At 53.4% G+C, this 18,893-nt stretch carries 21 protein-coding genes; 12 read left to right on the plus strand and 9 right to left on the minus strand.

All coding sequences use genetic code 11. The features are described 5' to 3' along the window. Window positions 1–298 precede the first annotated feature (298 nt). Entirely contained in the window at window positions 299–1,480 is a 1,182-nt protein-coding gene (gene tsgA / locus ACFK9X_RS01840) for an MFS transporter TsgA (RefSeq protein ID WP_000185219.1), read from the minus strand. 276 nt (window positions 1,481–1,756) lie between these two features. Between tsgA and ppiA the strand changes: the two genes are divergently transcribed. From ppiA to ACFK9X_RS01865, 5 genes are all read left to right on the plus strand, one after another. Continuing rightward, a complete protein-coding gene (gene ppiA / locus ACFK9X_RS01845) occupies window positions 1,757–2,329 on the plus strand; it encodes a peptidylprolyl isomerase A (protein WP_000920481.1) in 573 nt (190 codons plus the stop codon). Between the two features lie 108 nt (window positions 2,330–2,437). Then, the gene (locus ACFK9X_RS01850; protein ID WP_001519136.1) at window positions 2,438–2,605 is read left to right on the plus strand and encodes a YhfG family protein; all 168 of its coding nucleotides are present in this window, start codon (window positions 2,438–2,440) and stop codon (window positions 2,603–2,605) included. Next, window positions 2,595–3,197, plus strand: a complete 603-nt coding sequence (locus ACFK9X_RS01855) for a putative adenosine monophosphate-protein transferase Fic (protein WP_001280665.1) — start codon at window positions 2,595–2,597, stop codon at window positions 3,195–3,197. The genes ACFK9X_RS01850 and ACFK9X_RS01855 overlap by 11 nt, the downstream gene beginning before the upstream one ends. 31 nt (window positions 3,198–3,228) lie before the next feature. Continuing rightward, window positions 3,229–3,792: an aminodeoxychorismate synthase component 2 gene (gene pabA, locus ACFK9X_RS01860; protein ID WP_000601882.1), complete on the plus strand. Its 564-nt coding sequence runs from the start codon at window positions 3,229–3,231 to the stop codon at window positions 3,790–3,792. Between the two features lie 85 nt (window positions 3,793–3,877). Next, window positions 3,878–5,095, plus strand: a complete 1,218-nt coding sequence (locus ACFK9X_RS01865) for an aspartate aminotransferase family protein (protein ID WP_024159147.1) — start codon at window positions 3,878–3,880, stop codon at window positions 5,093–5,095. Window positions 5,096–5,137: 42 nt separating this feature from the next. Here the strand turns inward: ACFK9X_RS01865 and ACFK9X_RS01870 are convergent, their stop codons facing one another. Next, a complete protein-coding gene (locus tag ACFK9X_RS01870) occupies window positions 5,138–7,225 on the minus strand; it encodes a YccS/YhfK family putative transporter (RefSeq protein WP_151117884.1) in 2,088 nt (695 codons plus the stop codon). 48 nt (window positions 7,226–7,273) lie between these two features. After that, the gene (crp, locus tag ACFK9X_RS01875) at window positions 7,274–7,906 is read right to left on the minus strand and encodes a cAMP-activated global transcriptional regulator CRP (protein ID WP_000242758.1); all 633 of its coding nucleotides are present in this window, start codon (window positions 7,904–7,906) and stop codon (window positions 7,274–7,276) included. Between the two features lie 307 nt (window positions 7,907–8,213). On the opposite strand from crp, the gene ACFK9X_RS01880 reads away from it, so the two are divergent. Beyond that, on the plus strand, window positions 8,214–8,618 hold the full coding sequence (locus ACFK9X_RS01880; protein ID WP_001148919.1) for an OsmC family protein: 405 nt from the start codon (window positions 8,214–8,216) through the stop codon (window positions 8,616–8,618). Window positions 8,619–8,713: 95 nt separating this feature from the next. Here the strand turns inward: ACFK9X_RS01880 and ACFK9X_RS01885 are convergent, their stop codons facing one another. The 3 genes from ACFK9X_RS01885 to ACFK9X_RS01895 are packed head-to-tail and all read right to left on the minus strand — an operon-like array spanning window position 8,714 to window position 10,917. Then, entirely contained in the window at window positions 8,714–9,583 is an 870-nt protein-coding gene (locus ACFK9X_RS01885) for a phosphoribulokinase (RefSeq protein ID WP_080184227.1), read from the minus strand. Between the two features lie 51 nt (window positions 9,584–9,634). Next, window positions 9,635–9,853 (minus strand): YheU family protein, encoded by a 219-nt coding sequence (locus ACFK9X_RS01890; RefSeq protein WP_000586568.1) that lies wholly within the window; start codon window positions 9,851–9,853, stop codon window positions 9,635–9,637. Continuing rightward, the gene (locus tag ACFK9X_RS01895) at window positions 9,850–10,917 is read right to left on the minus strand and encodes a hydrolase (protein WP_001214109.1); all 1,068 of its coding nucleotides are present in this window, start codon (window positions 10,915–10,917) and stop codon (window positions 9,850–9,852) included. Before ACFK9X_RS01895 ends, ACFK9X_RS01890 begins: the two co-directional genes overlap by 4 nt. Window positions 10,918–11,114: 197 nt before the next feature. On the opposite strand from ACFK9X_RS01895, the gene ACFK9X_RS01900 reads away from it, so the two are divergent. Next, window positions 11,115–11,426, plus strand: coding sequence for a monooxygenase (locus ACFK9X_RS01900; protein ID WP_000047689.1), 312 nt, complete (start codon window positions 11,115–11,117; stop codon window positions 11,424–11,426). Window position 11,427: 1 nt separating this feature from the next. Here ACFK9X_RS01900 and ACFK9X_RS01905 read toward each other — a convergent pair whose 3' ends face one another. Continuing rightward, window positions 11,428–11,649 (minus strand): LysR family transcriptional regulator, encoded by a 222-nt coding sequence (locus tag ACFK9X_RS01905; RefSeq protein ID WP_001054032.1) that lies wholly within the window; start codon window positions 11,647–11,649, stop codon window positions 11,428–11,430. Between the two features lie 162 nt (window positions 11,650–11,811). Beyond that, entirely contained in the window at window positions 11,812–13,719 is a 1,908-nt protein-coding gene (locus ACFK9X_RS01910; RefSeq protein WP_000634758.1) for an ABC transporter ATP-binding protein, read from the minus strand. Window positions 13,720–13,984: 265 nt separating this feature from the next. On the opposite strand from ACFK9X_RS01910, the gene kefG reads away from it, so the two are divergent. The 4 genes from kefG to slyD all read left to right on the plus strand — a co-directional run bounded on the left by kefG (window position 13,985) and on the right by slyD (window position 17,237). Next, window positions 13,985–14,536: a glutathione-regulated potassium-efflux system ancillary protein KefG gene (gene kefG / locus ACFK9X_RS01915; protein ID WP_000081820.1), complete on the plus strand. Its 552-nt coding sequence runs from the start codon at window positions 13,985–13,987 to the stop codon at window positions 14,534–14,536. After that, on the plus strand, window positions 14,536–16,341 hold the full coding sequence (gene kefB, locus ACFK9X_RS01920; RefSeq protein WP_151115385.1) for a glutathione-regulated potassium-efflux system protein KefB: 1,806 nt from the start codon (window positions 14,536–14,538) through the stop codon (window positions 16,339–16,341). Before kefG ends, kefB begins: the two co-directional genes overlap by 1 nt. A 10-nt stretch (window positions 16,342–16,351) precedes the next feature. Further along, window positions 16,352–16,552 (plus strand): YheV family putative zinc ribbon protein, encoded by a 201-nt coding sequence (locus tag ACFK9X_RS01925; RefSeq protein ID WP_001007735.1) that lies wholly within the window; start codon window positions 16,352–16,354, stop codon window positions 16,550–16,552. A 94-nt stretch (window positions 16,553–16,646) separates the two neighbouring features. Then, a complete protein-coding gene (gene slyD, locus ACFK9X_RS01930; protein WP_151115388.1) occupies window positions 16,647–17,237 on the plus strand; it encodes a peptidylprolyl isomerase in 591 nt (196 codons plus the stop codon). 188 nt (window positions 17,238–17,425) lie between these two features. Here the strand turns inward: slyD and ACFK9X_RS01935 are convergent, their stop codons facing one another. Next, entirely contained in the window at window positions 17,426–17,644 is a 219-nt protein-coding gene (locus ACFK9X_RS01935; protein WP_001152701.1) for a protein SlyX, read from the minus strand. Between the two features lie 219 nt (window positions 17,645–17,863). On the opposite strand from ACFK9X_RS01935, the gene fkpA reads away from it, so the two are divergent. Continuing rightward, the gene (gene fkpA / locus ACFK9X_RS01940; protein ID WP_151115390.1) at window positions 17,864–18,682 is read left to right on the plus strand and encodes an FKBP-type peptidyl-prolyl cis-trans isomerase; all 819 of its coding nucleotides are present in this window, start codon (window positions 17,864–17,866) and stop codon (window positions 18,680–18,682) included. Window positions 18,683–18,893: the final 211 nt, after the last annotated feature.

The raw sequence follows: 18,893 nt of genomic DNA on the forward strand, positions 1-18,893 counted from the left end.
TCTATTACCGCCTACCTTAACGATTCAGCAACCCCGCTTATTGATGTAAATCAAATTCACCTTTATATACCTCTTAATGGGTATATGGCTGATTTGTCTGGATTTTTATAAGTGGCGGAATTGTCAGGCTTTTCAGGTTTGTACAAATAACATACAAAATGAGGGTTTTTAGACCAACAGGTCTACCTCGTCAGGAGGGGGATAGAGTGCCGGAGGGCGACGTCGCCTTATCCGGCCTACCAACAGCTTACGCTGTAGGCCGGATAAGACGCATCGCGTCGCCATCCGGCAATCATTATTAATGCGCCGCTGGCGAACTATGCTGGCGATGACGGGAGACAAAGCCGAGCGCAAAGCACATCACAAAGACCACCGCATACAGACCATTCGCGGTGAGTAACGCCGCCTGTGGGCCGCTGTGCGCTACAATCGGGCCGGTGACGACGAAGGTCAGCATTGTTCCGATGGTGCCGCAGGTCAGAATAAAGTTAACCAGCTTAGGCGAGGCCACTTTCGTTTGCTGCGATCCCAGCGTAATGATGGAGGTATAAATGGCGCTGGAGAAGAAGCCTAGCGTCAGAATAAACCACGGCATATGCGCCTGCGTGCCGGTAATAAACAGATACATCAGTACCGCCGCCATACCCGCCAGTACGGTCAGGATGCGTTGCAGATCGAAAAAGCGCAGGATAAAGCTGAACGCCCACATGCCGAACATATAGGACATCCAGAAATCACTCACCAGCGCCCCGGCGTCATTCAGGCTCATGCCGAGGCCTTTGGCGTATTCCGGCACCCAGGAGATAAAGCCTAATTGACCGAGGATATAGCACAGCGCGGCGACGGCCAGAAACAGTACGCCAATGCCCCATTTTTCTTTGACGACAGGCGCCTGAGAGTGCTGCGCATGTTTACCCAGCGCCGGAAATTCACAGCCGAAGGTCAGGATGAAAATCGCCAGGTAGACCAGGCCGATGCAGGCGTAGACCCAGTACCACTCAATACTACGCGCCAGCAGGAAGGCGGCGACCATAGGAAAAATCATCCCCGCCATGCTGAAGAAGGAGTCGGTAAACAGCAGTCGGGAACCGCGCTGACGCCCTTCATACAGTTGCGTAATCAGGAAGGTGCCAATCGACATGGTGATCCCGCTGACCAGCCCCAGCACAAACATCGCCGCTGAGAACAACGCCAGGCTATGGCTGAACATCAGCCCGGCCACCGCCAGCACCATCAGGATAAAACCAAAGCGTAGCTGTGTTTTCAGCGGGACGATTTCCATCAGCCACGCGTTGAGGAAGATCGAGATCAAAATCCCGGCGTTCAGAAAAGTAAAGGTGTTACTCATACTGGAAACGGGCAGATGAAAATAGTCTGCGATATTTCCCATCACCATCCCGGTGACAATCACCAGCGCCCCGGTCAGGGCGTAGGAAAGAAAGCTGATCCATGTGAGCTTGATGCGGTTGCTGTTAGTCATGTCTGGCCTTGAAGAGAAGTGAAGCGCGTGGAGGGCGCGTTAAGCGGGCAGATTTTAGGCGTTTTTGTGATGTATTTAAATAATTATTAGTGATGGTAATGTTCATTACATTTTTTAATGTGATGTTTGTCACATCATATTGCAAGGACAAGGCGTTGCGTCGTAACGTTACATTTGTTTCATGTACGTAAAATTAGGTAAAGGGCTGGCCTGGCCCAGGAAGGCTCTTTAGAATCATTCCACTTGCTTTATTTCTGCTCTCTTTAAGGAAATCTCATGCTCAAATCGACTCTGGCGGCTGTCGCAGCTGTTTTCGCTCTTTCTGCTCTTTCTCCCGTAGCGTTGGCAGCAAAAGGTGATCCTCATGTGCTGTTAACCACCTCCGCCGGGAATATTGAGCTGGAGCTGAACAGCCAGAAAGCGCCGATTTCTGTGAAAAACTTTGTCGATTACGTCAACAGTGGTTTCTATAACAACACTACGTTTCACCGAGTTATTCCTGGCTTTATGATTCAGGGCGGTGGTTTTAACGAGCAGATGCAGCAGAAGAAACCGAATCCGCCGATTAAGAATGAAGCCGACAACGGTCTGCGTAATACTCGCGGCACGATCGCGATGGCGCGCACCGCAGATAAAGACAGCGCCACCAGCCAGTTCTTTATTAACGTCGCGGATAACGCTTTTCTCGACCACGGCCAGCGCGACTTTGGCTATGCGGTATTTGGTAAAGTGGTAAAAGGTATGGATGTCGCCGATAAAATCTCACAGGTACCGACGCACGATGTCGGGCCTTATCAGAATGTGCCGACAAAACCAGTCGTTATCCTTTCCGCGAAAGTCCTGCCATAAAACATGCCTGCGCGGGCGCGAGCCGCCCGCGTTTTCTCCCTGTCTCAGCGTAACCTGAAATTGCTGCTTATACTTGTGGTCAAGCACAGACATATTCAGGGAGGCCCGGTGAAGAAACTTACCGATAAACAAAAGTCACGCTTTTGGGAACAGCGGCGCAACGTTAACTTCCAGCAAAGCCGCCGTCTCGAAGGTATTGAGATCCCCTTAGTAACCCTGACCGCCGATGAAGCGCTGGCACGTCTTGACGAGCTTCGGAGGCACTATGAGCGATAAATTTGGCGAAGGGCGCGATCCGTACCTCTATCCGGGGCTGAACGTGATGCGTAATCGGCTGGGGATTCATCAGGCCCAGCGACTGGCGCAAGCGGCATACGAAATGACCGCGCTCCGCGCCGCCACGATTGAACTGGGGCCGCTGATACGCGGCTTGCCTCATCTGTGCGCGATTCATCGCCAGCTCTATCAGGATATTTTCGACTGGGCAGGGCAACTGCGGGAGGTCGATATTTACCAGGGCGATACCCGTTTCTGCCACTTTGCCTATATCGAAAAAGAGGGCAATGCTCTGATGCAGGATCTGGAAGAAGAGGGCTATCTGGTCGGTCTGGCGCACGAGAAGTTTGTCGAGCGGCTGGCGCATTACTACTGTGAAATTAACGTGCTTCATCCGTTTCGTTTGGGGAGCGGGCTGGCGCAGCGCATCTTCTTTGAACAGCTGGCGTTACATGCAGGCTATGCGCTGAGTTGGCAAGGTATTGCGGTTGAAACATGGAAGCAGGCGAACCAGAGCGGCGCGATGGGCGATCTCTCCGCTTTGCAGGCGATTTTTCAGAAAGCGATAAGCGAAGCTCGCGAAACTGAGTAAAATAGTGCGGTTCTACTCACCCGGAGCCGCCATGATCCTGCTTATCGATAACTATGATTCCTTTACCTGGAACCTCTACCAGTATTTTTGTGAACTGGGCGCGGAAGTGCAGGTTCGGCGCAATGATGCGCTGACGCTGGCGCACATTGACGCTTTGAACCCGCAAAAAATCGTTATCTCTCCTGGCCCCTGTACGCCAAATGACGCTGGCATTTCACTGGCGGTCATCCGCCATTATGCCGGACGTATTCCGATGCTGGGCGTTTGCCTTGGGCACCAGGCGATGGCGCAGGCCTTTGGCGCGTCGGTGGTGCGGGCAGCGAAAGTGATGCACGGTAAAACGTCATCTGTTACGCATAATGGACAGGGCGTGTTTCGGGGATTGCCCAGCCCGTTAACCGTGACACGTTACCACTCGCTGATTGTCGACCCTGCCACGTTGCCAGAGTGTTTTGAGATCACCGCCTGGAGCGAAACGCAGGAGATTATGGGCATTCGCCACCGCGAGTGGGATCTGGAAGGCGTGCAGTTCCACCCGGAAAGTATTCTTAGTGAACAGGGACACGCGCTACTGGAAAATTTTCTTCAACGTTGATTAATGGTTGTCATTGAGTGATTTTTTATTCATATTTTGTGAGTATAATTTCACTGAATTTTCTGCTTAACCGGGTGGTAATGATATGGCAACTGAACAAACGGCTATTACGCGCGCAACTTTTGATGAGGTGATTCTGCCTGTTTATGCACCGGCGGACTTTATTCCGGTCAAAGGTAAAGGCAGTCGCGTATGGGATCAGCAAGGCAAAGAGTATATCGATTTCGCCGGCGGGATTGCAGTGACTGCGCTGGGCCATTGCCATCCGGCGCTGGTCGAGGTGCTGAAATCCCAGGGGGAAACCTTGTGGCATACCAGTAACGTTTTTACCAATGAACCGGCGTTGCGTCTGGGACGTAAACTGATCGACGCCACGTTTGCCGAGCGCGTGCTGTTTATGAATTCTGGCACCGAAGCGAACGAAACCGCTTTTAAACTGGCGCGTCATTATGCCTGCGTGCGCCATAGCCCGTTCAAAACGAAAATCATTGCCTTCCATAACGCTTTTCATGGCCGTTCCTTGTTTACCGTCTCTGTAGGCGGGCAGCCGAAATATTCCGACGGCTTTGGGCCGAAACCCGCCGATATTGTTCACGTTCCCTTCAACGATCTTCATGCGGTGAAAGCGGTAATGGATGACCACACCTGCGCGGTGGTGGTCGAGCCGATTCAGGGTGAAGGCGGCGTGCAGGCGGCTACACCGGAATTCCTCAAAGGGTTACGCGACCTGTGTGACGAGCATCAGGCGTTGCTGGTGTTTGATGAAGTGCAGTGCGGGATGGGGCGCACCGGAGACCTGTTTGCCTATATGCACTACGGCGTCACGCCGGATATCCTCACCAGCGCCAAAGCGTTAGGCGGCGGTTTTCCGGTGAGCGCCATGCTGACCACGCAGGAAATAGCCTCGGCCTTCCATGTTGGTTCGCATGGTTCAACCTATGGCGGCAATCCGCTGGCCTGTGCGGTGGCTGGCGCGGCATTCGATATTATTAATACGCCAGAGGTACTACAAGGCATTCACACTAAGCGGCAACAGTTTGTGCAACATTTGCAGGCGATTGACGAGCAATTTGACATTTTCAGCGATATTCGCGGCATGGGGCTGCTGATTGGCGCGGAACTGAAGCCGAAGTATAAAGGTCGGGCGCGCGATTTTCTGTACGCAGGCGCGGAGGCCGGTGTGATGGTGCTCAATGCCGGAGCAGACGTGATGCGTTTTGCCCCGTCGCTGGTGGTGGAAGAGGCGGATATCAATGAAGGAATGCAGCGCTTTGCGCAGGCGGTAGGAAAGGTGGTTGCCTGATGGCGGATTGCCGGATAAGCGTAGCGCATCCGGCAGTCGGTCTTAACCTTTTGTATCCCGTAGCCGCTTACTCAGCCAGATACCGTGATGCGGACGCTGACGCCAGGCCATCGACGAAATGGTGTGCATGGTGTTCAGATGGCCAATGATGCGCTGTAAATGTTGTTCCAGAGTGCTCAATAAGCCATGTGACGGCATGTCCGGCGACTCCAGAATATTGACATCGCCGGAGCCGCCTGGCCTGTCGTACTCCAGGCGCTGCTGGCAGCGCTGAATCGCAATCTCGCAAGATTCCAGATAGCGCTGCGCCAGATCCGGCGTCAGCATGGTGTGTTCCCGCGCCAGCGTCGTCATAGCGTTGATATGCTCGACAATAAACTGGCTGTGCGTGACCCATAGTTTCATATCCGACAGATAGTGGGTATTGAATCCGGGTTCCTGCATTGCCTGATTTAACGAGTTGAATAACGTGTTATGCGCCTGGTTGACCCGCATTCTTTGATAAGCGAGCGGGGTGGCCTGCGGATCGTTACTGAGGATCAGTCGGATAGCTTCTTGATCGGCTTCCAGCGCATCATGGGCGTTTTTACGTAATAGCCCGCTTTGCCATTGCGGCCACAGCCAGACCATGCCGCCAAAGGCAATTAAACAGCCAATCAGCGTATCGATCAGCCGCGGCACAATAAACTGCTCTCCGTTTAGCGTCAGTAACTGGATGGTGTATACCGCCGTCACCGTAAAGCCGACCGTCGCCCAGCCGTAGTTTTTACGAATAATCAGATAACTTGCCAGCGTGAGTACCAGCATGACCGCCAGCGTAATGCTTTCGGGAATATGTAAGTGCAGCGTGACGCCGGCAATCACCAGGCCGACCAGCGTTCCGACCGAACGGTGCAGAATACGCACGCGTGTCGCGCCATAGCCGTTTTGGGTGACAAACAGCACCGTCATGAGGATCCAGTACGGTTTGGGCAGGTGCAACGCGCTGCCCATCAGACTGGCGATGCTCATCATCACGCTGATGCGTCCGGCGTTGCGTAGCGCCGGCGATTTAAGAGACATATAATTTTTCAGCGCCGGAAGTAACGGCAGGCGACGCTGTTTATCGGCCATCAGGTCGCGGGCGTACAGCGGTCGCTGAGTACGCAGCACACGGGCGATTCGACTGAAGTGCCAATAGCAGAACTGGCCTACCGGATTTTCAGGATGCTGATTGGCGATCTTCTCCAGAGCGCCAATCTGTTTTTCCATGGAGAAGCGCGTCGGCAGACGATGATACAGAATGTCATCCGCCAGCACGCGCAGACGGGCGGCGACCGTTTGCGCATTCCAGCGAATCACCTCTTCCGCATGGCTGCGTTCTACCAGTTTCTGTACCTCTTCCGGCTGATGCAAGCTGACGGAGATGTGCTCCTGCAAATCCATCGCTTCCTGAAAAGCCCGCAACAGGCGCTTGTAATCATTATTGTTGTGCGCCGAAAGCATATGCATCTGTTGGTAACACTGGGTAATGAGATCGACCGCTTTTTGCTGGCGTATCAGCAGGGGAGGCAGCGCTTTTTCCGGATCGATATGTTGGGTGAGCAGGCTGTATTTCGCTTCACAATAATCGGCCAGTTCACGGTATAACAAACTCAATGACTCGCGCAGCGGCTGTTCGCGCCATAGCCAGAACCAAAACCAGTTAAACACGCCGTACCATAGCGTGCCCAGCGCATAAATGAGCAGCGGCTCCCAGACGGGCATGTATCCCGCAAGGCTCAGGGTAAAGATGGCGGCAATCAGCGACGCTGGCAGTAGCCGCGCGTGAAGCGGGTTAATTTCCGCCGTCACGCCAAGCACCAGCGTGAGCCCGGTCAGGATCAACGGCAGGGGGATGGATTCCGCCAGCAGAAGTTGCGTTACCAGACTGCATCCGGCGAACAGCGACGCGCCGATGATCAGGCGTTTAAAAAAACGTTTGTGCGGGGTATCCAGACCTGCAATGTTGCAGCAGGCGGGAACGAGAGAGAAAAGCAAGCCCAGGTGTAGCTGGCCTATCAATAAACCGACAGCCACAGGCAGGCACAGCACCAGCGTTTGCCGTAGTGCGTAATTAATCTCTGGGTGATAAATCAGTCTTCGCCACATCGATGCAAACAAAAATGGCGCATGATAAAACGCGCCATTCTGACGGAATTAACGGGTGCCGTAGACGACGATGGTCTTGCCATGCGCGGAGATCAGGTTTTGATCTTCCAGCATTTTCAAAATACGACCAACGGTTTCGCGGGAGCAGCCGACGATCTGGCCAATTTCCTGACGGGTGATTTTGATCTGCATCCCATCCGGGTGCGTCATGGCATCGGGCTGTTTCGCCAGATTCAGCAGCGTCTGAGCGATACGCCCGGTGACGTCAAGGAAGGCGAGGTTACCTACTTTTTCAGAGGTGACTTGTAAGCGACGAGCCATCTGGGAAGAGAGGCGCATCAGAATATCCGGGTTGACCTGGATTAATTGGCGAAATTTTTTGTAGGAAATTTCAGCGACCTCACATGCGGTTTTCGCACGTACCCAGGCGCTGCGTTCCTGGCCTTCTTCAAACAGGCCCAGTTCACCAATAAAATCACCCTGATTCAGATAAGAAAGGATCATTTCTTTCCCTTCTTCATCTTTGATCAGCACTGCCACGGAGCCTTTAACGATGTAGTACAGCGTTTCTGCTTTTTCACCCTGGTGAATCAGCGTGCTCTTTGACGGGTACTTATGAATGTGGCAATGAGACAAGAACCATTCAAGAGTCGGGTCTGTTTGCGGTTTGCCAAGCACCATGCGCGGTTATCCTCTGTTATAAGCTGTCTCCAGAGCCAGAAAACGGCACTGTCTCTGGGGTTGCAAAAATATACTTCCCGCTACCTAGGAAGGGGGCTACGAAAATAGATTGTAGCCTGTAATGTGATGTCCTCTGCATACATGCAGTACGTCAATGTATTACTGTAGCATCTTGTCTGTTTTAGCATAGCTTTCGCCGTGTGTCTCCTGGTGTCTCGCTTCAGCATGACCCAGGTCGCCTTCCATTGCGAGTTTTGTTGTATGCGCGTAATCTTTCAGGAAAATTGAAACATTGGAGTTACGAAATATGCAAGCGCGTGTAAAGTGGGTTGAAGGGCTCACGTTCCTCGGAGAGTCCTCCTCCGGCCACCAGATTTTAATGGATGGCAACTCCGGTGACAAAGCGCCGAGTCCGATGGAGATGGTATTAATGGCGGCTGGTGGATGTAGCGCTATTGATGTGGTATCAATCCTGCAAAAGGGCCGTCAGAATGTCACCAACTGCGAAGTGAAGCTGACATCCGAGCGCCGGGAAGACGCGCCGCGCCTGTTTACGCACATTAATCTGCATTTTATCGTTACCGGCAGCGATCTGAAAGAGGCTGCCGTCGCGCGCGCTGTCGATCTCTCCGCGGAAAAATATTGCTCGGTGGCGCTAATGCTGGAAAAAGCGGTCAATATTACCCATTCGTATGAAGTGATTGCGGCGTAACATGTGATGCCGGATGGCGGCGTGGCTTTATCCGGCCTACCCGTTTTTATCTCGTAGGCCCGATAAGCGTAGCGCCATCGGGCATTTCACCGCGGTTATTCGATTTTTTTGCCTTCCATTAATCGCTGCACCAGCGGCAACATAATCAGCTCCATCGCCAGCCCCATTTTGCCGCCCGGCACCACTAATGTATTAATGTGAGAAATGAACGAGCCCTGGAGCATCGCCAGAAGCCAGGGAAAATCGATCCCTTCCAGATTGCGGAAATGGATCACCACAAAACTCTCATCCAGCGAGGGAATACCTTTTGCGGCGAACGGATTGGACGTGTCGACGGTCGGTACGCGCTGGAAGTTAATATGGGTACGCGAGAACTGCGGCGTAATGTAATTGATGTAGTCGTCCATGGAACGCACCACGGAATCCATCACCGCTTCACGGGAGTGTCCGCGCTCGCTGGTGTCGCGAATCAGTTTCTGAATCCACTCGAGGTTGACGATAGGCACCACGCCAACCAACAGATCAACATGACGCGCGACATCATGTTGCGGGGTGACGACGCCGCCGTGCAGTCCTTCATAAAACAGCACATCGGTCGGTTCGGGTAGCGGCTGCCAGGGCGTAAACGTGCCGGGAACCTGATTCCACGGTACGGCTTCATCATAGGTATGCAGATATTTACGCGACTGGCCTTTACCCGTCTGCCCGTACTCAATAAAGGTATGTTCCAGTAGGCTGAAGTCATTGGCTTCAGGCCCGAAATAGCTGATATGCCGCCCGGAGTCACGCGCTTTGCGGATCGCCATGTCCATTTCCGGGCGGGTGTAACGATGAAAACTGTCGCCTTCCACCTCGGCGGCGTGCAGATTTAACTGCGCGAAAATTTTACGAAACGCGAGGCTGGTGGTGGTGGTCCCCGCGCCGCTTGACCCTGTTACTGCTATCACCGGATGTTTGGCTGACATGGCAACTCCATGATTGAGCTTTAATAATAATGTATTGTCGGCAAAGGCGTTTTATTCGCGAAACTGCTTTTTCGGCATAATATTGACCGTTTCATGTAATTCAGACCATACCAGCACGGCCTCGCCGGATTGCAGTTGGCGTTTTACGTCAGCGACTTTTTGTTCAAGCGAACGTTCATGTTCACCATAATCGGTGCCTTCGCGCAACACAAAGCTTTCGATCAGGTTGTCCAGCGTGTCGGGGGCGAGCCCCTGCCAGGGAATGATCATGATGACGCCTCCAGGTACGTTGTCAGCCAGTCAGGAATTCGGCGTTCCAGCCACATTTCAGGGCGCAGCGGCGTACCGCCGATAAATCCTACGTGTCCGCCATGCTCAGTCAGCTGATACTCCACCTGCGGGGGCAGATCTTCCGCTTTAGGGATCACGTGATGATCCATAAACGGATCGTCTTTAGCGTGAATAATCAGCGTCGGTTTAGCAATCTGGTTAAGCAACGGCATGGCGCTACACTGACGATAGTAGTCGATGGCGTCGGCAAAGCCGTGAATTTTCGCGGTGATCAGGTCGTCAAACTCGCGAATACGGCGCATTGATTTCAGTTGCGCCAGATTCACCGGCAGCGACCCGGGGTACGCCGCCAGCTTGCGTGACGCATTCGCTTTTAACAGATTAAGCAAATAACGCTGATAGACGCGGGAAAACCCTTTGTCCATGTGGTAGCTACAGGCTTCGAGAACGAAAGGTGCAGAAACAATTACCGCCGCCTCGATGGGAATATCGCGGCCTTCTTTCGCCAGCAGGCACGCCAGCATATTACCGCCGAGCGAATAGCCCACGGCGGCTGTCGGAACGGCGCCGAACTCCCGCTGTAGCCAGCGTAAAAACCAGGCTCCATCCTCCGTTTCACCGGAGTGGTAAATACGATTCAAACGGTTGGGCTCGCCGCTACAGCCGCGAAAGTGCATCACCACGCCCAGCCAGCCGCGCTTTTGCGCCGCCTCAATCAGCCCGTGGGCATAGGGGCTGTTCAGGCTGCCTTCCAGACCGTGAAAGACCACCAGCCGCGGTTTATGCTTTGCCTGTTGCGGATCTTCGCTCCATGCCAGATCGACAAAATCGCCGTCCGGTAGCTCCAGCCGCTGCCAGTGGGCGTTGAACTTCACTTTGCGGCGGATTAAACGCGGCAGCATAGTTTGTAAATGGCGATTACGAATGCCACGCATGGGAATAAATTCATGCGAGTCATTGACAGGCGGGGTCATTTCTGTGGACGTGATCTCAACCATAGCACCAGAACAATTGATAATTGGAAACAATACTATACCGCGCATAAGGTTCACAGATTAGTCAATATGTGATTTTACGTTCAATTGGTCGTCTGGCGAAATAAAATTGCGCCTCATTTCACCAGAGGGGGCGGTATGCAAGGCGCGCGCAATACCCCACAGAAATCGCGTGAACCCCTGCATCAGCCGAATTAATCGTGGTAGTGTGGCAACACGATAGTTATGTGACTCAAGGAGAAGGCATGTCGAAGACACTTTTACAGATCCATTTTAACTTTAGCGGCCCTTTTGGCGAGGAGATGACTCAGCAACTGGTCGGGCTGGCGGAGTCTATCAATGAGGAGCCGGGCTTCATCTGGAAAATCTGGACAGAAAGCGAGAAAAACCAGCAAGCTGGCGGCATTTACTTGTTTGAATCCGAAGAAACGGCGCAGGCTTATATTAAAAAACACACTGCGCGTCTGAAAAATCTTGGCGTTGATGAGGTGACGTTTAAATTATTTGGCGTGAACGACGCGCTGACGAAAATAAATCACGGCAACCTTTGCCGCTAAATCACATAACGCAGGCTTCTGTTCCGGTGCTGCCGACCGCAACGGTAACCTTTATATCGGGACGGGTACCGAAGAGGCCTTTATGGACGAACAGCGGACCACGAACGTTCTCTTCCAGCGTGTGCAGCGCCTCGGCGGTGCGGGCGATGTTACCCTTCTCCACAAGCATCATGAAGATGGTGAGCTTGCGGAAGGTAATGTCATCGGTGATAGACAGGTTCATCGTCCGCCCCGTGCGTTAGAGCCTATCCCAGTAGGCGTAATTGTTGAAGCCAGTTTGGGGCCGGACAGCGCGCAGAAACCGGAGCGTACACATAGTACGTGAGGATTTCGAGCACTGCCCGGCCCTAAAATGGCGAATAAAATAGCCTAATGGGATAGGTTCTTAGTCGTTCTGCATCATCTGCTCAAGCTGCTCCTGCGCCTCAAGCCATGCCATTTCACATTCTTCCAGCCCGGATTTGGCGCTGGCCTGCAGTTGCAGGCACTCGGTCATCTCCGCTTTACGGCTTGGGTCATACAGGCTGCTGTCGCCGAGCTTCTCTTCCGCCTGCGCTAACTGGGCGTTGAGCTTTTCCATCTCTTTTTCCAGACGGGTAATCTCTTTACGCAGCGGTTGCGTCAGAGTGCGTAGCTCGGCTTCGCGACGCTTCTGATCTTTGCGTGACTGAGCGCTGTTGGCGTTGTTTTCCTTCGGCGCGTTGTCGGCCTGGTTTTCCTGTTTCTGCACGTCGCTCAGCCATTGCTGATAATCCTCCAGGTCGCCGTCGAACGGTTCGACCTTTTTGTCGTGAACCAGATAGAGGTCGTCAGTGGTGGAGCGAATCAGGTGGCGGTCGTGCGACACGACGACCAATGCGCCTTCGAAATCAATCAGCGCTTCGGTGAGCGCCTGACGCATGTCGAGATCCAGGTGGTTGGTCGGTTCATCGAGCAGTAGCAGATTTGGACGCTGCCAGACGATCAGCGCCAGTACCAGGCGCGCTTTCTCGCCGCCGGAGAAACGTTGCGTCTCTTCCGTTACTTTGTCGCCCTGGAAACCGAAGCCGCCGAGATAGTCGCGCAGCTTCTGCTCCAGTTCCTGCGGCGCCAGACGCGCCATATGTTGCAGCGGGGATTCATCGGCGCGCAGGAACTCCAGTTGGTGCTGGGCGAAGTAGCCGAGCTTAATGCCTTTGGCGAGGCCGATTTCACCGTGCAACGGTTCCAGTTCGCCCGCCAGCAGCTTGATCAGCGTCGATTTCCCCGCGCCGTTGCGACCCAGCAGGCCGATACGCGAGCCGGGCACCAGGTTCAGCTTGATGGATTCCAGAATGATGCGATCGCCATAACCTGCGCTGACTTTTTCCATCTTCAGCAGCGGGTTCGGCAGGCTTTCCGGCGCGCGGAAGCTGAAATGGAACGGGTTGTCGACATGAGCCGGCGCAATCAGCTCCATACGCTCCAGCATCTTGATACGGCTTTGCGCCTGCTTGGCCTTGGTCGCTTTAGCGCGGAAACGGTCGATGTAGCTTTGCAGATGCGCCACACGCTCCTGCTGACTCTCATACATCGCCTGCTGTTGCGCCAGGCGCGTGGCGCGCTGAACTTCAAACGCGCTGTAGTTGCCGGTGTACTCGAACAGAGTCTGTTGTTCGATATGGATAATTTTATCCACTATCGGGTCAAGAAAGTCGCGATCGTGGGAGATCAGAATCAGGGTGCCCGGATAGCTCTTCAGCCATTTTTCCAGCCAGATAACGGCATCCAGATCGAGGTGGTTGGTCGGTTCGTCGAGCAGCAGTAAATCGGAGCGGCAAATCAGCGCCTGAGCCAGGTTAAGGCGCATCCGCCAGCCGCCGGAAAAGTCGCTGACCGGACGTTCCAGCTGATCGTTAGAGAAGCCGAGACCGTGTAGCAGGCTGGCGGCGCGCGAGCGAACGGTCCATGCGTCGATGGCGTCCAGCTTGCCATGTATGGAGGCGATAGCATGTCCGTCGTTACGTTCGTTGGCGTCGTTAAGCTGTGCCTCCAGATGCCGGTATTCACGGTCGCCGTCAATGACATACTCAATCGCTGGCTGAGGCAACGCAGGTGTTTCCTGATTCACCCACGCTAATTGCCAGGTTCCGGGCAGGGTAAAACTCCCGGCATCGGCGCTGATTTCATTTTTTAGCAATGCCAGCAGGGTAGATTTACCGCAGCCGTTTTTACCCACCAGGCCGACTTTCTGGCCTGGATTAATGGTAGCCGAGGCATTGTCCAGTAGGACGCGCACGCCGCGACGAATTTGTAACGAGGAGAAAACAATCATAAGGCGCCGTATGTTCAGACTATGTTAATTTATCATTATGATAATGTAATATTCGGGCGTACCGCCGCGCTGGAGCGCAATGGTAGCTCAAAACAACAACGATACACAAAATCATTCAGGCCGCCTTTGGTGAGGGACAAGAATATCTCTCATTAATCCCCTGCGGCGGACATGGAGTACGTTTCTGAGTTGAACAAACGCTGTCAACGTAGAAGCGGCCTGAAGAATGGCATGTATCGACCCAAAACAACCGGGAGGGGGATTGATGTCTCAGCCAGCGAAAGTCTTGCTGTTGTATGCCCATCCGGAATCTCAGGACTCGGTTGCTAACCGGGTACTGCTTAAACCGGCCATACAGCACAATAACGTAACCGTGCACGATCTTTATGCGCGCTATCCTGATTTTTTTATCGACACGCCCTATGAACAAGCCCTGTTACGTGAGCACGACGTCATTGTTTTTCAGCATCCCCTTTACACCTATAGCTGTCCGGCTTTACTGAAAGAATGGCTTGATCGCGTTTTGAGTCGGGGGTTCGCCAGCGGACCAGGGGGAAACCAACTGGTGGGAAAGTACTGGCGTAGCGTGATTACGACCGGCGAGCCGGAGAGCGCTTACCGGTATGACGCGCTAAACCGCTATCCAATGAGCGATGTACTCCGCCCTTTTGAACTGACCGCGGCCATGTGCCGGATGCACTGGATGCCGCCCATTATTGTGTACTGGGCGCGCCGCCAGTCGCCGCAGACGCTGGCCAGTCATGCGAAAGCCTATGGCGAGTGGCTGGCGAATCCTGTGAGCGCGGGAGGCTATTGATGGAAAGTGCTGATTTATTGACCGCGGGAGTGTTGTTCCTCTTCGCAGCGGTAGCGGCGGTGCCGTTAGCCGCCAGGCTGGGCATCGGCGCGGTGCTAGGGTATTTGCTGGCGGGAATCGCCATCGGTCCGTGGGGGCTGGGATTTATCAGCGACGTTGACGAGATCCTGCACTTTTCCGAACTGGGCGTCGTGTTTCTGATGTTTATCATTGGTCTCGAACTCAATCCGTCCCGGCTTTGGCAACTGCGGCGCTCTATCTTCGGCGTCGGCGCTGCTCAGGTGCTGTTAAGCGCGGCGGTGCTGGCGGGATTATTGATGCTTGCTGATTTCTTATGGCAGGCGGCGGTCGTCGGCGGGATTGGCCTGGCGATGTCTTCGACGGCGATGGCGCTACAACTGATGCGCGAGAAAGGCATGAATCGTAGCGAGTCCGGGCAGTTAGGGTTTTCCGTCTTACTGTTTCAGGATTTAGCGGTGATCCCCGCACTGGCGTTGGTGCCTTTATTGGCGGGATCGGCCGACGAGCATTTCGACTGGTTTAAAGTGGCAATGAAGGTACTGGCTTTCGCGGTAATGCTGATTGGCGGTCGTTACCTGCTGCGCCCGGTATTTCGTTTTATTGCTGCGTCTGGCGTGCGGGAGGTCTTCACTGCCGCGACGCTGTTGCTGGTGTTGAGCGCCGCCTTATTTATGGATGCGCTGGGACTGTCGATGGCCCTGGGAACCTTCATTGCCGGCGTTTTACTGGCAGAGAGCGAATACCGGCATGAGCTGGAAAATGCTATCGATCCCTTTAAAGGTTTACTGCTTGGGCTGTTCTTTATCTCCGTCGGTATGTCGCTAAATCTCGGCGTACTTTATACCCATTTACTGTGGGTGGCGGCGAGCGTTGTTATTCTGGTCGTCATAAAAATGTTGACGCTGTATCTGCTGGCGCGGCTATATGGAATAAGAAGTTCTGAACGGATGCAGTTTGCCAGCGTGCTGAGTCAGGGGGGCGAGTTCGCTTTTGTGCTCTTTTCTACCGCCTCTTCTCAGCGCCTGTTTCAGGGCGATCAGATGGCGTTATTATTGGTGACTGTCACATTATCAATGATGACCACGCCGCTACTGATGAAAGGGATTGATAAGTGGTTATCGCGCCGTCTTAATGGCCCGGAAGAGAATGATGAAAAGCCGTGGGTTGAGGATGATAAGCCCCAGGTGATTGTCGTCGGCTTTGGCCGTTTTGGTCAGGTGATCGCTCGCTTATTGATGGCGAATAAGATGCGTATCACCGTGCTGGAACGCGATATCGGCGCCGTTAATCTGATGCGCAAATATGGTTATAAAGTGTATTACGGCGACGCTACACAAGTCGAGCTGCTGCGTTCTGCGGGCGCGGAGGCGGCGGAGTCGATAGTCATCACGTGTAATGAACCGGAAGACACGATGAAGCTGGTGGCGCTGTGTCAGCAGCATTTTCCTCATCTGCATATTCTTGCGCGAGCGCGTGGACGTGTGGAGGCCCATGAGTTATTACAGGCTGGCGTCACGCAGTTTTCCCGTGAAACGTTTTCCAGCGCGCTGGAATTGGGACGTAAAACTCTGGTGTCGTTAGGTATGCATCCGCATCAGGCGCAACGCGCGCAGTTGCATTTTCGTCGGCTGGATATGCGAATGTTGCGGGAACTGATCCCGGAGCATAGCGACATGGTACAGATTTCGCGCGCCAGAGAGGCCCGACGCGAACTGGAGGAGATTTTTCAGCGCGAAATGCAACAGGAACGGCGCCAGTTGGATGGCTGGGATGAATTTGAGTAGGGGTAAAACAATGGCAATCCGTAAACGTTTTATTGCAGGCGCGAAATGTCCGGCCTGTCAGGCGCAGGACACAATGGCGATGTGGCGTGAAAATAATGTCGATATTGTTGAATGCGTTAAGTGCGGGCATCAAATGCGGGAGGCGGATAAAGACGTTCGCGAGCATGTTCGCAAAGAAGAGCAAGTGATTGGGATTTTTCATCCGGACTAGCGATATGCCGCAGGTTTTTTTAAGCTAAGGGGTACACGGCTGCAGAATTCCGCTACAATCTGCGCCACTATTCTTCCCATGCTCAGGAGATATCATGAAAGTAGCAAAAGACCTGGTGGTCAGCCTGGCCTATCAGGTACGTACAGAAGACGGTGTGTTGGTTGATGAGTCTCCGGTGAGTGCGCCGCTGGATTACCTGCACGGCCACGGCTCTCTGATCTCTGGCCTGGAAACGGCGCTGGAAGGCCATGAAGTTGGCGACAAATTTGATGTCGCTGTTGGCGCGAACGACGCTTACGGCCAGTATGACGAAAATCTGGTGCAGCGTGTGCCTAAAGACGTCTTTATGGGCGTTGATGAACTGCAGGTAGGGATGCGTCTCCTGGCGGAAACCGACCAGGGCCCGGTACCGGTAGAAATTACCGAAGTGGAAGACGATCACGTTGTGGTTGATGGTAACCACATGCTGGCTGGCCAGAATCTGAAATTTAACGTAGAAGTTGTTGCGATTCGTGAAGCGACTGAAGAAGAGCTGGCTCACGGTCATGTTCACGGCGCGCACGATCACCACCACGATCACGGTGAAGACGGCTGCTGTGGCGGTCATGGTCATGACCATGGTCACGAGCACGGCGGCGAAGGCTGCTGCGGCGGTGGTGGTAAAGGCGGCTGCGGTTGCCATTAATCCCCGTCGTCTTTCAAGCCACCGCGGTGTTGGCTACGCTTTCAAACCCCGGTCACATAGTTATCTATGTTCCCGGGGAATTTTCAAGCTTGCCGCCTTGCTGTGACTCGAAATCCTTAGGGTATTATCATTGGTTCGATAAATCATCGGGCACAAAAAAAGCGGGTGAACCCCGCTTTTTTTTCGTCTCAGTAATGCGGCGGCGGCGTTTCTTCTGCCTGAGAGGCGATATTTGACGGCTGACTGGCTTTTAACTTTTCCGTGAGCAAACGCAGATGATCGCGCAGCTTCGCCATCTCCATTTCATGTGCGGTTACCGTCAGGTTTAGTTCTTCTATGGTAATCTCCTGGAACGCCAGGCGGCTTTCCAGTTCAGCCAGACGAGCTTCCATCGTGATATCCTGCATGATGTACCTCTTTATGTTGTCTCCGTCGGCGGATTCTACTTAACTTTACCGGCTTTCACAGCAACCATTACACGCCCCACGAAACTAATTTAAACAAAAAGAGTCTGAAAAGAAGTGATAATAGGGCGTGTTCGTATGTTGATTTGTTCTGCAACGATTTATAGTACGCTTCTTACGTAAGTTAACATGGGGCGAGATGCCCCGGCCCTGGAGATATGGATGAAATCACTGTTTAAAGCCACGCTGCTGGCAACTACAATGGCCGTTGCTATGCACGCACCGATCACTTTTGCTGCTGATGCGGCGAAACCGGCAGCTACCGCTGATAGCAAAGCAGCATTTAAAAACGACGATCAAAAAGCGGCTTATGCGCTGGGCGCCTCGCTGGGTCGTTACATGGAAAATTCGCTTAAAGAGCAGGAAAAGTTGGGCATTAAACTGGATAAAGATCAGTTGATTGCCGGCGTTCAGGATGCCTTTGCCGATAAGAGCAAACTGTCCGATCAGGAAATTGAGCAAACGCTGCAGACGTTTGAAGCACGCGTGAAGAGCGCTGCTCAGGCGAAGATGGAAAAAGACGCTGCCGATAACGAAGCAAAAGGTAAAACGTTCCGCGACGCTTTTGCTAAAGAGAAAGGCGTGAAAACCTCCTCTACCGGCCTGCTTTACAAAGTAGAGAAAGAAGGCACAGGCGAGGCGCCGAAAGATAGCGATACCGTTGTGGTGAACTACAAAGGTACGCTGATCGACGGTAAAGAGTTTGATAACTCTTACACGCGCGGCGAACCGCTCTCCTTCCGTCTGGACGGCGTTATCCCTGGCTGGACTGAAGGCCTGAAAAATATTAAGAAAGGCGGCAAGATCAAGCTGGTTATCCCACCGGCGCTGGCCTATGGTAAAACGGGCGTCCCGGGTATCCCGGCGAACTCCACCCTGGTATTCGACGTAGAGCTGCTGGATATCAAACCAGCGCCGAAAGCGGATGCTAAACCTGCCGATGCGGCTGACGCTAAAGCCGCAGATGTTGCTAAAAAATAAAAACTGAGAGCCGCCGCTTGTAATAGCGGCGGTTTTTTTTATTCAGGCCGGATATATTACTCACCATAATTTGATTTGCGGATAACGGCGCTTGCGCTGGTCGTTAAGGGCGAGACCGTAGGCTGAATGACCGCCAACGCACACGTAGTCTGAAATAGACGAGCAAATTAGTACTGGAAAGATGAACCCTCACTGTATTAATTTAATCATC

Origin of the sequence: Salmonella sp. WC3, from assembly GCF_042932255.1 — a bacterium.
Taxonomy (GTDB): domain Bacteria; phylum Pseudomonadota; class Gammaproteobacteria; order Enterobacterales; family Enterobacteriaceae; genus Salmonella; species Salmonella enterica.

What these genes read in the sequence shown, in the direction of transcription:
- ACFK9X_RS01895 (WP_001214109.1), bottom strand. Translation starts at nt 10,917, where the DNA reads ATGCGCGGTATAGTATTGTTTCCAATTATCAATTGTTCTGGTGCTATG.
- ACFK9X_RS01935 (WP_001152701.1), bottom strand. Translation starts at nt 17,644, where the DNA reads ATGCAGGATATCACGATGGAAGCTCGTCTGGCTGAACTGGAAAGCCGC.
- crp (WP_000242758.1), bottom strand. Translation starts at nt 7,906, where the DNA reads ATGGTGCTTGGCAAACCGCAAACAGACCCGACTCTTGAATGGTTCTTG.
- ACFK9X_RS01885 (WP_080184227.1), bottom strand. Translation starts at nt 9,583, where the DNA reads ATGTCAGCCAAACATCCGGTGATAGCAGTAACAGGGTCAAGCGGCGCG.
- ACFK9X_RS01925 (WP_001007735.1), top strand. Translation starts at nt 16,352, where the DNA reads ATGGCAATCCGTAAACGTTTTATTGCAGGCGCGAAATGTCCGGCCTGT.
- ppiA (WP_000920481.1), top strand. Translation starts at nt 1,757, where the DNA reads ATGCTCAAATCGACTCTGGCGGCTGTCGCAGCTGTTTTCGCTCTTTCT.
- ACFK9X_RS01880 (WP_001148919.1), top strand. Translation starts at nt 8,214, where the DNA reads ATGCAAGCGCGTGTAAAGTGGGTTGAAGGGCTCACGTTCCTCGGAGAG.
- tsgA (WP_000185219.1), bottom strand. Translation starts at nt 1,480, where the DNA reads ATGACTAACAGCAACCGCATCAAGCTCACATGGATCAGCTTTCTTTCC.
- ACFK9X_RS01910 (WP_000634758.1), bottom strand. Translation starts at nt 13,719, where the DNA reads ATGATTGTTTTCTCCTCGTTACAAATTCGTCGCGGCGTGCGCGTCCTA.
- ACFK9X_RS01905 (WP_001054032.1), bottom strand. Translation starts at nt 11,649, where the DNA reads ATGAACCTGTCTATCACCGATGACATTACCTTCCGCAAGCTCACCATC.
- ACFK9X_RS01900 (WP_000047689.1), top strand. Translation starts at nt 11,115, where the DNA reads ATGTCGAAGACACTTTTACAGATCCATTTTAACTTTAGCGGCCCTTTT.
- ACFK9X_RS01855 (WP_001280665.1), top strand. Translation starts at nt 2,595, where the DNA reads ATGAGCGATAAATTTGGCGAAGGGCGCGATCCGTACCTCTATCCGGGG.
- ACFK9X_RS01890 (WP_000586568.1), bottom strand. Translation starts at nt 9,853, where the DNA reads ATGATCATTCCCTGGCAGGGGCTCGCCCCCGACACGCTGGACAACCTG.
- slyD (WP_151115388.1), top strand. Translation starts at nt 16,647, where the DNA reads ATGAAAGTAGCAAAAGACCTGGTGGTCAGCCTGGCCTATCAGGTACGT.
- kefB (WP_151115385.1), top strand. Translation starts at nt 14,536, where the DNA reads ATGGAAAGTGCTGATTTATTGACCGCGGGAGTGTTGTTCCTCTTCGCA.
- pabA (WP_000601882.1), top strand. Translation starts at nt 3,229, where the DNA reads ATGATCCTGCTTATCGATAACTATGATTCCTTTACCTGGAACCTCTAC.
- ACFK9X_RS01865 (WP_024159147.1), top strand. Translation starts at nt 3,878, where the DNA reads ATGGCAACTGAACAAACGGCTATTACGCGCGCAACTTTTGATGAGGTG.
- kefG (WP_000081820.1), top strand. Translation starts at nt 13,985, where the DNA reads ATGTCTCAGCCAGCGAAAGTCTTGCTGTTGTATGCCCATCCGGAATCT.
- ACFK9X_RS01870 (WP_151117884.1), bottom strand. Translation starts at nt 7,225, where the DNA reads ATGTGGCGAAGACTGATTTATCACCCAGAGATTAATTACGCACTACGG.
- fkpA (WP_151115390.1), top strand. Translation starts at nt 17,864, where the DNA reads ATGAAATCACTGTTTAAAGCCACGCTGCTGGCAACTACAATGGCCGTT.